Annotated in this window: 17 protein-coding genes; 10 read left to right on the top strand and 7 right to left on the bottom strand. The window is 55.1% G+C overall.

Annotation, left to right across the window (positions count from 1 at the left end; all coding sequences use genetic code 11):
• The first annotated feature begins 158 nt into the window (after positions 1 to 158).
• The gene (gene edd / locus ACMGGQ_RS12065; RefSeq protein WP_048029427.1) at positions 159 to 1,970 is read left to right on the top strand and encodes a phosphogluconate dehydratase; all 1,812 of its coding nucleotides are present in this window, start codon (positions 159 to 161) and stop codon (positions 1,968 to 1,970) included.
• 39 nt (positions 1,971 to 2,009) lie between these two features.
• Positions 2,010 to 2,651, top strand: coding sequence for a bifunctional 4-hydroxy-2-oxoglutarate aldolase/2-dehydro-3-deoxy-phosphogluconate aldolase (kdgA, locus tag ACMGGQ_RS12060; protein WP_008500459.1), 642 nt, complete (start codon positions 2,010 to 2,012; stop codon positions 2,649 to 2,651).
• A 42-nt stretch (positions 2,652 to 2,693) separates the two neighbouring features.
• Here kdgA and purT read toward each other — a convergent pair whose 3' ends face one another.
• The gene (gene purT / locus ACMGGQ_RS12055; protein WP_420290080.1) at positions 2,694 to 3,872 is read right to left on the bottom strand and encodes a formate-dependent phosphoribosylglycinamide formyltransferase; all 1,179 of its coding nucleotides are present in this window, start codon (positions 3,870 to 3,872) and stop codon (positions 2,694 to 2,696) included.
• A gap of 171 nt (positions 3,873 to 4,043) precedes the next feature.
• Here purT and ACMGGQ_RS12050 point away from each other — a divergent pair, with 171 nt between their 5' ends.
• Together ACMGGQ_RS12050 and ptrB are read left to right on the top strand one after the other, a co-directional pair.
• On the top strand, positions 4,044 to 4,694 hold the full coding sequence (locus tag ACMGGQ_RS12050; RefSeq protein WP_008500461.1) for a tellurite resistance TerB family protein: 651 nt from the start codon (positions 4,044 to 4,046) through the stop codon (positions 4,692 to 4,694).
• A gap of 85 nt (positions 4,695 to 4,779) precedes the next feature.
• A complete protein-coding gene (gene ptrB / locus ACMGGQ_RS12045) occupies positions 4,780 to 6,840 on the top strand; it encodes an oligopeptidase B (RefSeq protein WP_045908214.1) in 2,061 nt (686 codons plus the stop codon).
• On the opposite strand, the gene exoX is transcribed toward ptrB, so the two are convergent.
• The 3 genes from exoX to ACMGGQ_RS12030 all read right to left on the bottom strand — a co-directional run bounded on the left by exoX (position 6,837) and on the right by ACMGGQ_RS12030 (position 8,515).
• On the bottom strand, positions 6,837 to 7,499 hold the full coding sequence (gene exoX, locus ACMGGQ_RS12040) for an exodeoxyribonuclease X (RefSeq protein WP_008500463.1): 663 nt from the start codon (positions 7,497 to 7,499) through the stop codon (positions 6,837 to 6,839). The genes ptrB and exoX overlap by 4 nt on opposite strands.
• Before the next feature lie 24 nt (positions 7,500 to 7,523).
• On the bottom strand, positions 7,524 to 8,174 hold the full coding sequence (locus tag ACMGGQ_RS12035) for a carbon-nitrogen hydrolase family protein (protein ID WP_048223735.1): 651 nt from the start codon (positions 8,172 to 8,174) through the stop codon (positions 7,524 to 7,526).
• A gap of 110 nt (positions 8,175 to 8,284) precedes the next feature.
• Positions 8,285 to 8,515 (bottom strand): DNA polymerase III subunit theta, encoded by a 231-nt coding sequence (locus ACMGGQ_RS12030; protein ID WP_008500465.1) that lies wholly within the window; start codon positions 8,513 to 8,515, stop codon positions 8,285 to 8,287.
• Between the two features lie 137 nt (positions 8,516 to 8,652).
• Between ACMGGQ_RS12030 and yobA the strand changes: the two genes are divergently transcribed.
• From yobA to ACMGGQ_RS12015, 3 genes are read left to right on the top strand one after another with little or no spacing between them, the layout of a single operon-like run.
• On the top strand, positions 8,653 to 9,024 hold the full coding sequence (gene yobA / locus ACMGGQ_RS12025) for a CopC domain-containing protein YobA (RefSeq protein WP_048029432.1): 372 nt from the start codon (positions 8,653 to 8,655) through the stop codon (positions 9,022 to 9,024).
• A 1-nt stretch (position 9,025) separates the two neighbouring features.
• Positions 9,026 to 9,895, top strand: a complete 870-nt coding sequence (gene copD, locus ACMGGQ_RS12020) for a copper homeostasis membrane protein CopD (protein WP_420290079.1) — start codon at positions 9,026 to 9,028, stop codon at positions 9,893 to 9,895.
• A 16-nt stretch (positions 9,896 to 9,911) separates the two neighbouring features.
• Positions 9,912 to 10,250: a YebY family protein gene (locus ACMGGQ_RS12015; protein WP_048029434.1), complete on the top strand. Its 339-nt coding sequence runs from the start codon at positions 9,912 to 9,914 to the stop codon at positions 10,248 to 10,250.
• Between the two features lie 765 nt (positions 10,251 to 11,015).
• Here ACMGGQ_RS12015 and ACMGGQ_RS12010 read toward each other — a convergent pair.
• Together ACMGGQ_RS12010 and ACMGGQ_RS12005 are read right to left on the bottom strand one after the other, a co-directional pair.
• Positions 11,016 to 11,468, bottom strand: a complete 453-nt coding sequence (locus ACMGGQ_RS12010) for a DUF3828 domain-containing protein (protein WP_045908220.1) — start codon at positions 11,466 to 11,468, stop codon at positions 11,016 to 11,018.
• A gap of 1 nt (position 11,469) precedes the next feature.
• Positions 11,470 to 11,829: a hypothetical protein gene (locus ACMGGQ_RS12005; protein WP_048223729.1), complete on the bottom strand. Its 360-nt coding sequence runs from the start codon at positions 11,827 to 11,829 to the stop codon at positions 11,470 to 11,472.
• Positions 11,830 to 12,009: 180 nt separating this feature from the next.
• Between ACMGGQ_RS12005 and ACMGGQ_RS12000 the strand changes: the two genes are divergently transcribed.
• Both ACMGGQ_RS12000 and ACMGGQ_RS11995 read left to right on the top strand, forming a co-directional pair.
• Positions 12,010 to 12,249 (top strand): hypothetical protein, encoded by a 240-nt coding sequence (locus ACMGGQ_RS12000; RefSeq protein ID WP_167211274.1) that lies wholly within the window; start codon positions 12,010 to 12,012, stop codon positions 12,247 to 12,249.
• A gap of 15 nt (positions 12,250 to 12,264) precedes the next feature.
• Entirely contained in the window at positions 12,265 to 12,585 is a 321-nt protein-coding gene (locus tag ACMGGQ_RS11995) for a hypothetical protein (protein WP_176252826.1), read from the top strand.
• A gap of 76 nt (positions 12,586 to 12,661) precedes the next feature.
• Here ACMGGQ_RS11995 and ACMGGQ_RS11990 read toward each other — a convergent pair whose 3' ends face one another.
• Positions 12,662 to 13,603, bottom strand: a complete 942-nt coding sequence (locus ACMGGQ_RS11990; RefSeq protein WP_223539172.1) for a VirK/YbjX family protein — start codon at positions 13,601 to 13,603, stop codon at positions 12,662 to 12,664.
• A 166-nt stretch (positions 13,604 to 13,769) separates the two neighbouring features.
• On the opposite strand from ACMGGQ_RS11990, the gene pphA reads away from it, so the two are divergent.
• Positions 13,770 to 14,414: a protein-serine/threonine phosphatase gene (gene pphA / locus ACMGGQ_RS11985; protein WP_111966411.1), complete on the top strand. Its 645-nt coding sequence runs from the start codon at positions 13,770 to 13,772 to the stop codon at positions 14,412 to 14,414.
• Positions 14,415 to 14,441 lie beyond the last annotated feature (27 nt).

Raw genomic sequence — 14,441 nt, 5'->3', positions numbered from 1 at the left:
TTAAGCTCCGCGTGGATTCACCCGCGGAGCTTTTTTTATTACACTGCCGGAAGTGATTTTGCCCCTGAGCTCCGGACAGCAAGCGTTTCAGCGTTGTTAACAACTGCCAGCGACTTTGTAAACTCCCGAGCCCGGACAGATAAATGAGAGGAGCTTTTATGAATCCGACATTGTTACGCGTAACACAACGCATTATTGAGCGCTCGAAAGAGACCCGTTCGGCCTACCTCGCCCGGATTGAGCAGGCAAAGAGCAACACCGTCCACCGATCTCAACTGGCCTGCGGTAACCTGGCGCACGGCTTCGCCGCCTGCCAGCCTGACGATAAAGCGTCGCTGAAAAGCATGTTGCGTAACAATATCGCCATCATTACCGCCTATAACGATATGCTCTCCGCGCACCAGCCCTATGAGGTTTACCCGGATATCATCCGTAAAGCGCTGCACAGCGTGAATGCGGTCGGCCAGGTGGCGGGTGGGGTACCCGCCATGTGCGACGGCGTAACGCAGGGTCAGGACGGTATGGAGCTCTCCCTACTGAGCCGCGAAGTGATTGCCATGTCCGCGGCGGTGGGTCTGTCACACAACATGTTTGATGGTGCGCTCTATCTCGGCGTGTGCGACAAGATTGTTCCGGGCCTGGTGATGGCCGCGCTGTCGTTTGGTCATCTGCCCGCGATCTTTGTGCCGTCAGGCCCAATGGCAAGCGGCCTGCCGAACAAAGAAAAAGTCCGTATCCGCCAGCTGTACGCGGAAGGGAAAGCAGACCGTCAGGCGCTGCTGGAGGCGGAAGCCGCGTCCTACCATGCGCCGGGCACCTGTACGTTCTACGGTACCGCGAACACGAACCAGATGGTGGTGGAGTTTATGGGGATGCAGCTTCCGGGCTCATCCTTTATCCAGCCGGACGCGCCGCTGCGCAAAGCGCTGACCGAGGCTGCGGCCCGTCAGGTCACGCGTCTGACCGGCAACGGCAACGAATGGATGCCGATGGGCAAAATGGTCGACGAAAAGGTCATCGTCAACGGGATTGTCGCGCTGCTGGCAACCGGTGGGTCAACCAACCACACCATGCACCTGGTGGCCATGGCGCGTGCTGCGGGCATTCTGATTAACTGGGATGACTTCTCCGAGATCTCTTCCGTGGTGCCGTTGATGGCGCGCCTGTACCCGAATGGCCCGGCGGACATTAACCACTTCCAGGCCGCGGGCGGCGTACCGCTGCTGATGCGCGAGCTGCTGAAAGGCGGTCTGCTGCACGAAGATGTCAACACCGTGGCGGGCTTTGGCCTGCAGCGCTACACCCAGGAGCCATGGCTGAACAACGGCGAGCTGGACTGGCGTGATGGGGCGAGCGCGTCTCTTGATGCGCAGGTTATCGCCACCATCGACAAACCGTTCTCTCCTCACGGTGGCACCAAAGTGCTCAGCGGTAACCTCGGTCGCGCGGTGATGAAGACCTCTGCCGTACCGGAAGAGAACCAGATTATCGAAGCGCCGGCGGTGGTATTTGAAAGCCAGCACGACGTATTACCTGCCTTTGACGCCGGTCTGCTCGATAAAGACTGCGTGGTGGTGGTGCGTCATCAGGGGCCTAAAGCCAACGGGATGCCAGAATTACATAAACTTATGCCACCACTTGGTGTATTATTGGACCGCCGTTTCAAAATTGCACTGGTGACCGATGGACGCCTCTCTGGCGCCTCAGGTAAAGTGCCTTCAGCCATCCACGTGACGCCGGAAGCGTACGACGGTGGCCTGCTGGCGAAAGTGCGTGACGGTGACATGATCCGCGTTAACGGTCAGACAGGCGAGTTAACCCTGCTGGTGGATGATGCCGAACTGGCGGCACGTCAGCCCCATATTCCTGACCTGAGCGCGTCGCGCGTGGGAACAGGACGCGAAATGTTTGGCGCGCTGCGTGAGAAACTCTCCGGTGCTGAGCAGGGCGCAACCTGTATTACGTTTTAAGACGACTTGATTTTAACGATCTGGCGAGAGAAAACTCTGATGAAAAACTGGAAAACAAGTGCAGAAGCAATCCTGACCACGGGCCCTGTCGTGCCGGTTATCGTGGTAAACAAGCTGGAGCACGCTGTACCGATGGCGAAAGCGCTGGTTGCGGGCGGCGTTCGCGTTTTGGAAGTGACCCTGCGTACCGCCTGCGCGATGGACGCCATTCGCGCCATTGCTAAAGAAGTGCCGGACGCCATCATCGGTGCGGGTACCGTGACGAACGCAAAACAGCTGGCTGAAGTGACCGAAGCGGGCGCACAGTTTGCCATCAGCCCGGGCCTGACCGAGTCGCTGCTGAAGGCCGCGACCGAAGGCACTATTCCGCTGATCCCGGGTATCAGCACCGTCTCTGAACTGATGCTGGGCATGGACTACGGTCTGAAAGAGTTTAAATTCTTCCCGGCGGAAGCGAACGGCGGCACCAAAGCGCTGCAGGCGATTGCGGGTCCATTCTCTCAGGTACGCTTCTGCCCGACGGGCGGTATCTCTCCTGCCAACTACCGTGACTACCTGGCGCTGAAAAGCGTGCTGTGCATCGGTGGCTCATGGCTGGTTCCGGCGGATGCGCTGGAAGCGGGCGACTGGGATCGCATCACCAAACTGGCTCGCGAAGCGGTGGAAGGCGCGAAGCAGTAAGTCATTCGTCGCATGAAAAACGGGCCTTTCGGCCCGTTTTTTTTATCCCTCTACCTTAACGCTTGCTGCGGCCGCTTTCGCTCTCGCCACGGCGTCGTCAACGTTATCCCCGGTGGCTAATGCCACGCCAAGACGACGGGTTCCGTCGATCTCCGGCTTACCGAACAAACGTACCTGTAACCCGGCACCCACCGCCGCGTCGACGTTATCAAACGTAACGTTCTGGCTGGTTAACTGCGGCAGGATCACCGCCGAGGCGGCCGGGCCGTACTGACGGATACCGCCGACGGGCAGGCCGAGGAAGGCACGCACGTGCAGAGCGAACTCGGAAAGATCCTGCGAAATGAGTGTGACCATGCCGGTGTCATGCGGGCGCGGGGAGATCTCGCTGAAAATCACCTCATCACCGCACACAAACAGCTCCACGCCGAACAGGCCATAGCCGCCCAACGCCAGGACGGTTTTACGGGCGATCGCCTGCGCACGTTCCAGCGCCAGAGCGCTCATCTGCTGCGGCTGCCAGGATTCGCGGTAATCGCCATCCTCCTGGCGGTGGCCAATCGGGTCGCAGAAATGGACGCCGTCAACGGCGCTGACGGTCAGCAGCGTGATCTCGAAATCAAACTTCACCACGCCTTCGACAATGACGCGACCGGCACCGGCGCGGCCACCCTGCTGGGCGTAATCCCACGCCTTGTCGAGCGTGCTGCTGTCGCGAATAAAGCTCTGTCCTTTACCGGAGGAGCTCATCACCGGCTTAACGATGCAAGGGTAACCAATCTCCTCTACGGCCTGCAGGAATGCGGCCTTATCGCCAGCAAAACGATAGCCCGAGGTGGGCAATTCCAGCTCTTCCGCCGCCAGGCGACGAATGCCTTCGCGGTTCATGGTCAGCTTTGCGGCTTTCGCGCAGGGCACCACGCGCTGGCCTTCCTGCTCAAGCGCAATCAGCGTATCGGTGGCGATGGCTTCAATTTCCGGTACAACGAAATCGGGTTTCTCGCGCGTAATCAGCTCGCGAAGGGCATCGCCATCCAGCATGTTAATCACATAAGAACGATGGGCGACGTGCATGGCGGGCGCATCGGCGTAACGGTCTACGGCAATGACTTCCACGCCTAAACGCTGGCACTCAATGGCGACCTCTTTTCCCAGCTCGCCCGATCCCAACAGCATCACTCGCGTCGCCGCAGGTCGCAGCGCGGTTCCTAAACGAATCATAACAATCCCCCTGAAAAAGTTGCGGGCAGTATAAACGAAAACGTTTGCGTCTGTCTTGTGCACCGCTAAGCGCGGGAGGAAGAAATTTGCGCTTCTTTAGCCCGGCCAGACATTTCCTGACGCCTGCTCGCTTACGCTGTGGAACATATTCACCGTTAAGTGAGGGAAACCATGTCTGGCTGGCTAAATCAATTGCAATCACTGTTAGGGCAGAAAACATCGTCTTCCGGCGAGCGGGACCTCAGTAAACTGCTGGTACCCGGGGCGCTCGGCGGGCTGGCTGGCCTGCTGGTCGCGAATAAATCCTCGCGCAAGCTGCTGGCAAAGTACGGGACAGGCGCGCTGCTGGCCGGTGGGGGCGCCATTGCGGGCACCGTCCTGTGGAATAAATACAAGGACAGGGTCCGGACCGCGCACAGCGACGAACCGCATTATGGCGAGCATACCTCGCCGCTGGATCTGCGTACTGAACGGCTGATCCTGGCGCTGGTTTTTGCCGCGAAAAGTGACGGGCATATTGACGATAAGGAACGACTGGCGATCGAACAGCAACTGCGTGAAGCTGGCGTTGAAGAGAAGGGCAGAGCGCTGGTGGCGCAGGCCATCGAACAGCCTCTGGAGCCGCAGCGTCTGGCGCAAAGCGTGAAAAATGAGGAAGAGGCGCTTGAACTCTATTTCCTCAGCTGCGCCGCCATCGATATCGATCACTTTATGGAACGCAGCTACCTGAATGCGCTTGGGGACGCGCTGAAGATCCCCCAGGACGTGCGTGAGGGCATTGAGCGGGATATCCGGGAACAAAAACAGGCGTTACAGGGATAGTACTCGCCGTTGCGATCCGGTTTCGCTTGCATCATGCGTGGGTTTTGCCAACCTTATAGGGTGTAAAACTAAAAAGAATGATGACATGCCACCGAAAGCCCGACGTATACCTTATGCGATCACCACGCATGGCGATACGCGTATAGACAACTATTACTGGCTACGGGACGATTCGCGCTCCCGGCCAGAGGTACTCGACTATCTGCACGAGGAAAATGACTACGGCCGCAAGGTCATGTCCAGCCAGCAGACACTTCAGGACCAGCTGCTGAATGAGATGGTGCAGCGCATTCCTCAGCGCGATATCTCGGCGCCCTGGACCAAAAACGGCTATCGCTACCGCCATATTTACGAGCCCGGCAACGAGTATCCCATCTACCAGCGTCAGTCGGTGCTCAGCGCCGAATGGGATGCGTGGGATATTCTGCTGGATGCCAACCAGCGCGCCGCCCACAGCGAGTTTTATACTCTGGGCGGCATGTCCATTTCACCTGATAACGCGGTAATGGCGCTGGCGGAGGATTATCTCTCGCGTCGCCAGTACGGCCTGCGTTTTCGCAATCTGGACACCGGCAACTGGTATCCTGAAATGCTGGAAAACGTCTCCCCGGATTTTGTCTGGGCGAATGATTCCGAGACGGTTTACTACGTCAAAAAGCATGCCTCTACGCTGCTGCCCTATCAGGTATGGCGACATACCGTGGGGACAGACTCTGCAGACGACGAGCTGGTCTATGAAGAGAAAGACGAAACGTTCTATGTCAGCCTGCATAAAACCTCCTCGCGCCATTATGTGATTATCTTCCTGGCCAGCGCCACGACGTCGGAAGTCCTGCTGCTGGATGCCGAGCTGCCCGACGCCCAGCCGCTCTGTTTCCTGCCGCGCCGGAAGGATCATGAGTACAGCCTGGATCACTTCCAGCACAGCTTTTATCTGCGTTCGAATCGCGAGGGTAAAAACTTTGGTCTTTATAAAACCAAAGTGCGCGATGAGCGCAAATGGGAGGTGCTTATCCCCGCGCGGGATCAGGTGATGCTTGAAGGGTTCACCCTGTTCACCGACTGGCTGGTGGTGGAGGAGCGTCAGCGCGGGCTGACCAGCATCCGGCAAATCAACCGTAAAACGCGGGAAGTGGTGGGGATCGCGTTCGATGACCCGGCCTATGTGACGTGGATTGGTTTCAACCCGGAACCTGAATCCTCGCGGCTGCGCTACGGCTACTCATCGATGACCACACCGGACACCCTGTTTGAGCTGGACATGGATACGGGGCAGCGCCAGGTGATTAAACAGACCGAGGTCAAAGGGTTTGAGTCTGAAAACTACCGCAGCGAGCACCTGTGGGTCACCGCCCGGGATGGCGTCGAGGTCCCCGTCTCGCTCGTCTATCACAAAGCCCATTTCCAGAAAGGCAAAAACCCGATCCTGGTGTACGGGTACGGCTCCTACGGCTCAAGCATGGATGCCGATTTCAGCAGCAGCCGATTAAGCCTGCTCGACCGCGGCTTTGTTTTCGCCATCGCCCATATTCGCGGCGGCGGTGAGCTGGGGCAGCACTGGTACGAGGACGGGAAATTCCTGAAAAAGAAAAACACCTTCAATGACTACCTCGACGTCTGCGATGCGCTGATTGAGCAGGGCTATGGCGATCCGCAGCTCTGCTTTGGCATGGGCGGCAGCGCAGGAGGCATGCTGATGGGGGCGGTGATCAACCAGCGCCCCGAGCGCTTTAAGGGGATTGTCGCGCAGGTGCCGTTTGTCGATGTGGTGACGACTATGCTCGATGAATCCATCCCCCTTACAACAGGGGAGTTTGAAGAGTGGGGCAATCCGCAGGATGAGATTTACTACCGCTATATGAAAACGTACAGCCCGTACGATAACGTGGAAGCGAAAGCCTATCCCCACATGCTTGTCACCACCGGTCTGCATGATTCTCAGGTGCAGTACTGGGAGCCGGCAAAATGGGTGGCGAAACTGCGGGAGCTGAAAACCGACGACAACCTGCTGCTGCTGTGTACCGATATGGACTCCGGTCACGGCGGGAAATCGGGTCGATTTAAATCCTACGAAGGGGTTGCTCTGGAATATGCCTTCCTGATTGGCCTGGCGCAGGAGACGCTGCCAGGCCGTGCGGAGCGTTAAGCTTCGCCCAGATAATGTTTCAGCGTCAGGCGCAGTTCCGGGCTCATTTTATCGAGGTTGTTATACAGCCAGCGCAAATAGCCCGGGTCTTTATCCGCAATATCCGACACCGCTCTGCCCCGGTATTTACCAAAAGTAAACGTGGTCAGCAGTGCGGGGCGTCCGGTAATCGTTGCCATATCGTCCGGCGTCCAGCCCGAGGTGTTCATAATATCGATGAGTAGCGCGGCGGTGATATAGCAGTCATACAGGGCCCGGTGATGGTGAAGCCCTTCAGGCGTGCGGACGCTGAGCTTGCGGGACTTGTACAGCGCCATATTGCTGTATTTAATGCCTGGCCAGAGGCGACGCGCCAGCTTCATGGTACAAATCCATTCCCCCGGCATCTCAGGTAGCACCCGGCGGTCAAAACTGGCGTTATGCGCGACGTACCAGGGGCTACCGTAATAGTGGGGAATGATCTCTTCGATCCACGGCTTGTCCGCCACCATCGATTCGGTAATGCGATGGATAGCCATCGCCTGAGGGCTGATGGGGCGGTCGGGACGCACCAGATGGCTCATTGGGTTGACGATTTTACCATCAACCACGTCGACAGAGGCCACTTCCACAATTCCGCCCTGAAGATCGCAAGTTTCGGTATCGATGACGCGCAGCATTGAACACTCCTGAGCTTAAAACGCCTAGCCTAAAGGAATGATATCGCCTTGCCAACCCTCTCCGCCGAGCGTGCCGGTCAACAGCAGCTCGCCCCGATCGGCGCGGACGATCAGCTGGCCTTTTTCATCCCACAGCGCGCTACCGCCGCAGGCGTTCGCCATCAGCACCGCAATGGCATATTTATGCGCGAAGCGCTGCAGGGTACTGATGGATTGCCGCCAGCGGTGATCCTCCACGGACTGGCTGCTGGTAAACAGCGACGCTCTGGGATCGAGATTGGGGGAATCGGCATGCGCATCAATAATGCTGAGCTGTTTCTCCCCCGGCACCAGGCTGGCACCGCTACCTTGCGGGTAACGCAGGATGCGGTGACGGGCGGGCGTGAAGAGCGCGAGGCCTTTCTGGCGCTGACCGTTCCGTTCCAGGGGGAGCCCGGCAATCACGGTAATCCGGTAAAAATGCGCCGCGTCCAGCAGCGGTTCCAGCTGCGCGTCATCGGGTGGGGGAGGTAGCGTCGTCGTACCCGAGCCTGTTAATGAGAGTTCAGGGAACACCAGCAGATCGCACCGCTGCCGTGCTGCTTCGGCGATGAAGCGCAGGTGGTGCGTGATATGGTCATCGACACTCTGATGCTGCCCACCATACTGGGCTGCCGCTATATTCCAATGTGACATCGTGACTTCCTTATACACTGAGTCGCAGAGATTTAAGAATACACCTAAATTTATCAGGGTTTTCTTATCCTGCCAGATTCAGCGTAAGGAAGTGTAACGGCTCGTTAAGCTTATTTAACTTTAGGTTCGTACGGTAAACGGGAGAGGTTAACCGAGGCGAGACGGTGGGCGATGAGTCTTTCGCGAAACCAGTCGCGCAGATGGGCGGGCTGTTCCCGTTCAACGACTTCAGCCACGACAGGCATGTTGTAACGCTCTTTGAACGCGACGCCAGCGGCAGCGAGATCGACATTCACTTTATCCATCTCGTCCTGTGGAAGGGCGGCCAGATTGATCTTCATTACCTTCTCCTTTTTCTGCGGCGGCAACGTTACCGCGATTGCACGACGATGACAAGCGGAGGCAGGATGTTCCTCGACTCGTTTATTATACAGCGTTATTCTTTAGCATACAGACATAACAAAAAGGAATGATTGCGATGGGTTTCTCCGCTTCCCGCGCGGTATGCGCACTGGTTTTTCTGACCTCTACAATGATGACCTCCTCCGCGCTGGCGCATGCGCACCTTAAGCAGCCGATCCCGGCAGCGGACAGCGTGGTGAGCGCTCCGCAGGCACTTACGCTGCATTTTTCAGAAGGCATCGAACCGGGATTTAGCGGTGTGGTGGTGACGGACGCACAAAAGCAGGTCATCAAAACGGGTACCGCTACGCGAGACGAAAAGAACAAGGCGCAACTCACCGTTCCGCTGGAACAAACGCTGACGTCAGGGACGTACCAGGTAGACTGGCATGTCGTCTCTGTAGACGGTCATAAAACCAAAGGCAGCTATCACTTTAGCGTGAAATAGCATGCTGGCGCTGTGTTATATCGGGTTGCGCTTTGTCCATTTCGGGGCGCTGATGCTGGTTTTTGGCAACGCGCTTTACAGCGTCTGGTTTGCCCCTTCCTCTCTCCAGCGGCTGATGTCCCGGCGTTTCCAGCTGCAGCAGAAAGTGGCAGCCTTAGTGAGCCTGACGGCTGCACTCCTGATGTTTATGCTTCAGGGCGGACTGATGGGTAACGGCTGGGGAGATGTGTTTGCCCCGCAGGTCTGGTACGGCGTGATGAGGACACAGTTTGGCGGCGTCTGGCTGTGGCAAACGATTCTTGCTGTGATGACGGTCGCTGCAGCATGGCTCGCGCCGCTGAAAGGTTCGCGGCTGCTGCTGCTCGCCATGGGCCAGCTTATCCTGTTGGCGGGGGTAGGGCACGCGGCGATGAACGACGGTCCGATGGGGGCGTTGCAGCGCCTTAATCACGCCTTTCACCTGATCTGTGCCGCAGCCTGGCTGGGCGGATTACTGCCCCTGCTGTTCTGTATGCGTCTGGCGAAAGGGCGCTGGCAGAATGCCGCCATCTATACCATGATGCGCTTCTCGCGCGTGGGCCATTATGCGGTCGCGGGCGTGCTGCTCAGCGGAGCGATCAATGTGCTCATGATACTGGGCGTCCATATTCCCTGGCAGGCTGACTACGTGCAGTTTTTGTTGTTCAAATGTGCGCTGGTGGCGTTGATGGTGGTAATTGCGCTGGCAAATCGGTATTTTCTGGTGCCACGGTTTCGTCCGGAGACCGGGCGAGCACAACAGATTTTTATCAGGATGACACAGGCAGAAGTGGTGCTGGGGGCGCTGGTACTGGCAACGGTCAGTCTGTTCGCCACCTGGGAACCCTTCTGACAAGGTTAAATATCATATGAAAAAGACAGTACTTTCTCTCATATTGCTGGCCTGCACGGGGAGCGCGTTAGCCGCACCGCAGGTTATCACCGTCAGCCGTTTTGAAGTGGGTAAGGATAAATGGGCGTTCAACCGCGAAGAGGTGATGCTGACCTGCCGTCCGGGCCATGCGCTGTATGCCATCAACCCGAGCACGCTGGTGCAATACCCGTTAAATGAAACCGCCGAGCAGCAAGTGGCCAGCGGAAAGAGCAGCGGCCAGCCGATTAGCATTATTCAGATCGATGACCCGGCGAATCCGGGCCAGAAAATGAGTCTGGCCCCGTTTATCGAGCGCGCCGACAAGCTCTGCTAACTGTTCAGGTTTCCAATAAAAAACCGCAGATGCTTGCGAAAGCACTGCGGTTTTTCACATTTTATGATGCTCTGGCGCTTTTTTTCCGACCGCTTTAGCTGTGGACTGGAAAACCTGGCGTCGTCATCTATTCTTAAAAGGCAAGGCGACTTAGCCTGCATTAATGCCAACTTTTAGCGCACGGCTCTCTCCCAAGAGCCATTTCCCTGGACCGAATACAGGAATCGTATTCGGTCTCTTTTTATCTGCGTTTTATTTCAGTCACTTACGGCGCTCCGTCCGAAAATGTCCTAAAATTGTCCGAACTTCAATATCCGGCATTTCTCGTTATACCATACCGTTTTTAACATTCACAATTCATTTACACGCAAATTTATCAAATCATCATGAATTCTTTTTTCCTGCTGTCCAGGTACTTTGTGGTCATTTTTTCTGACTTGTGATCGAACAGCCGCTGAACAAACTCCTTCTCTTACATCCTCCCGGACAGGCTTCGGATCTCATGAAATGACGGTGGCCTGTCCATAAACTCAAGCCCTGAATAATTCCTCGCCTTTACAAACCCTTTCGTAAGACTATCCAGATTTATACTGCCGTCCTGGCTGTTTTTTCGGATCCCTGGGCTTATCAAAAAATCGCACCGGCTAACCAGGCGGCAGCAATCGCTCACTTTTGATAGCTGCAGGCCCGGTGCTGCTTTCCGGCGATACGGCAGGGAAATTTGCGAAGATGCATTGCATTAGTACCCCTGTCATAGGGTCGTTATCATTTAGTGCTTAAATTGTCTGGTACGTCCGCGCCTGCAACGGACTGTATTTTCCAGGTTCCATCCTCTTTCACCATGCAATCAATCACGGTGTGATCTTTCTTTTTGCCGAAAGAAATATAAACCTGCATGCATGCTGCATCGAAATCGAGTCCCACGGCGCTGACAACACCCCAGTCATCGTAATAATCCTGAGACTTAATGAACATATCAACATCGGGAACGTCGTATTCATTGGGATCAAGCTTATCCATGGCTTCGAGTTTGTGGATGGTGTCGCGGGTTACGTACTTACCCAGTGCGGCATAATCGGCCTCTGGCTGCTTGTCGCTCATGATCTGCGAGATGTACCATTTATTAAACTGCAACGCTGCATCCACTTCTGGTGGTAACTTCCCCGCAGCTGACGCTATCAAGGGAAGTAACAAGGCTGTCAGGATAATTTTTCTCATATTAGTTATGCCTGTAAATTTCGTATGCGGGTTGTATTTCTCTGTACCCCTTTCCTGGGTACATCGAAGACTGAACAAAATCAGAATACCAGACACCGCTTCCGCTATAGATGCACGCATGGCCCCAGGGGTGTCCGGGGATAGGCTGAATAACTGCCACGTCACCTTTAATGGGTGTCCCGTAAACGAGATGGAAACCGGCAGCAATCAAATTGCTTTTCATATCCTTAGCGTAATGCGTGTTGTGAATATTCGCACCACCTGCGCGAATGGCCTTCGAGACAAATTCGGCACATCTTTTTTGACTATGAGCGCCGGCATGCTGGCGAGCATACGAAACGGCGCTATTTGCATTCCACATAATGTTTTCCTTGTCAATTGAATGAGTAACTGGAAAAACATTACGCCAATAAGTTAGGCATTTATGTAAGGAATGATGACTTGCGATTAACCACTATCGGTATGATTTATGGGAATAAATTAAATAATAAACCAGCCTGATGCCCGCCGTTAAGTGGGATTTTTTTATGGGCGAATTCCCATGCCCTACAAACACACTTTGTCTGAAGTGCTGATGTTCTACTGTATCAAGCCGTTCATTCCGGTCATGCAGACAATCTTTAGTATGCAGGTGCCGCGTGGCACGATTGCAATCGCCATTTCGTTACTGGGTGCGCATATGGTCAATGGAATCATTAAATTTTTCGTTAAACGCAAGGCAGGGTTAGGCCTGCAGGAGATAAGTAAAAATGGGTCATGTATCCCCGCATTTCAGCCTTAAAGAGTTTGCCTGTAAATGTGGCGGCGGCTTTACCGCCGTGGCGATTCACAAACAAATGAAACGGTTCCTGTGGACGTTTTGATGAGTCTTCCGGGGTTTAATGCTCACAGCGGTGCGGTATCAAAATATCCGCTGACCAACACCAGTCGCGGACATATTATTCATGCCCCGAAAGAGGCCATTTTCAACCGCAGGTCAACGCTCGATTTTCAGATGAAAAAGCCAGTCGTTGAGAAGAGGGTAAAAGAACCCGGTTCGACATGGTGCGAACTTGTGACATTAATATTCGATACGGAAATCGAACAATGTGCCTTTTTATTTTCAGAACGATCCTGACGATAATAACGTATTCAGATTTGAAGAACGTAACAGCCCTTTCAGGGCAGTTACGTTGTCAGTCGTTATTTATGACTTAGAAGTGAGACCGAACCGACGCCTCAATTTCATCAAGCAGCTCAAAGCGACGGCGGTATTCAGCGCGTTTTTTACTGGCGATCTCTTCAAGGGATTTGCGTGCCATCTGCAGCGGCAGCTGCCAGCAGAAAGCGGAGAGTTTTTTACCGTCCAGAGATGCCCAGAATTCATCATAGCTGGCGTGGAAATGGCGGCCTTTGCTGAGGCGATAGCGCAACGCGCGGAATACGTGGCCCTCATCGCTGACGGCAAAAATCGCCCGGACAGAGGACTGTGCAGCCAGCTGGAAAAGCACTTCCATCAACACGCGCTTTGGGAACAAGCCGTGGCAGGCGCGGGTGGCCTGTTTAATCACGTCACGCGTTACGCTGCGGCGGGGACCCTGAAGTCCGCCAATGACCATGACTTGCTGACCATTACTGCGCGCGACGCTAAAGGTCAGGCTGGCCAGCAGCGTATCCTCGTTGTCGCGAAGCCACAGCGTGCTTTCACCTTCACGCTCGGCTTTCCCAGCAGAGGACGCATTGACCGTATAGATAACACCGTCTTTTGCATGGAACTGCGCAACGGGTTGCTCCTGCGGGCTGGTCAGGGCCTGGGCGAGGCAGCTCTCTTTCAGGCTATCAATCCAGTAATAATGGCTAACGATCGCGTCGGCGCGATCGTTAGCCGTCAAACCGCGCATCAGGTACTGCCGGTGGGTTTTGCTTGGCAATGTAATTTGAGAGGCCAGCAGTTTGTCGAAATCGTCGCGACCAGAAAGCGCCTCCAGCATGCGATGGGTAGAAGACCAGAACACCAGCGAACGTAACAGGAACTTCAGGCGATATTCGCGTTTGCGCCAGATCGGTCCCGGGACGCGTTTGCCGTTCACCAGCTCGGAAATAATATTTGTGCGATGCGGATAGAAAACATCGTTATGCAGGTGCGTATTAGACACGTGAAGACCCCTCTTTTTTTCTCCCTTTATTCTAAAGAGCCAGGAAAAAGGGATTAATAGCGCGAGGATCTTTATTTCTGTTTGGTTTACCGTTTGTTTCACTTCGTGAGGACCACGCCCGCCTGTTGCATTTTCTGCGGCGGCTATACTGTTAACAGGAGGGGCTATGTATCAGCGAATTGAAGGTGGGATGTGGCGTCACGTCTGGGTTGTCAGCGATATACATGGCTGTTATCAGTGGCTTATGGAGGAGCTTAAACGCCGTCATTTTAACCCGTATGAGGATTTGCTTATTTCCGTTGGGGATATGATCGATCGTGGGCCTGATAGCGTGAAATGCCTGCAGTTAATTCATGAAAAATGGTTTCGTGCCGTCCGGGGCAACCATGAGCAAATGGCGCTCGACGGTCTGGATAATAACGATTTTTCTCTCTGGATGATGAATGGCGGAATGTGGTTTGCGCAACTTGAACGCGACCAGCAACAGCTTGCGCTGTCGTTGCTCGAGGCCTGTCGCGATTTACCGCATATCATTGAGATAACCTGTGCGAACGGTCTGAACGTGATTGCCCATGCGGATTATCCGGCAGCGGAATACTGCTGGCAAAAACCGGTCAGTGCCCATCGCGTTTTATGGGACCGCGATCGGTTGATGGGGTTTATGGTGGGCAAAGGGCAGGGCATCAGCGGTGCGGATCATTTCTGGTTCGGACATACGCCTGTCGACAGAAGGTATGATTTTGCCAATCTTCACTACATTGATACGGGCGCCGTATTTGACGGTTACTTTACGCTGGCGCAGCTGCAGTAATAAATAACCCGCCTTCGGGCGGGTTCT

The sequence above is a fragment of the Enterobacter sp. BNK-13 genome (assembly GCF_048685015.1).
GTDB lineage: Bacteria > Pseudomonadota > Gammaproteobacteria > Enterobacterales > Enterobacteriaceae > Enterobacter > Enterobacter quasiroggenkampii.
The sequence above is the reverse complement of the archived record's forward strand: the minus strand, read 5'-3'. Positions and strand labels throughout refer to the sequence as shown.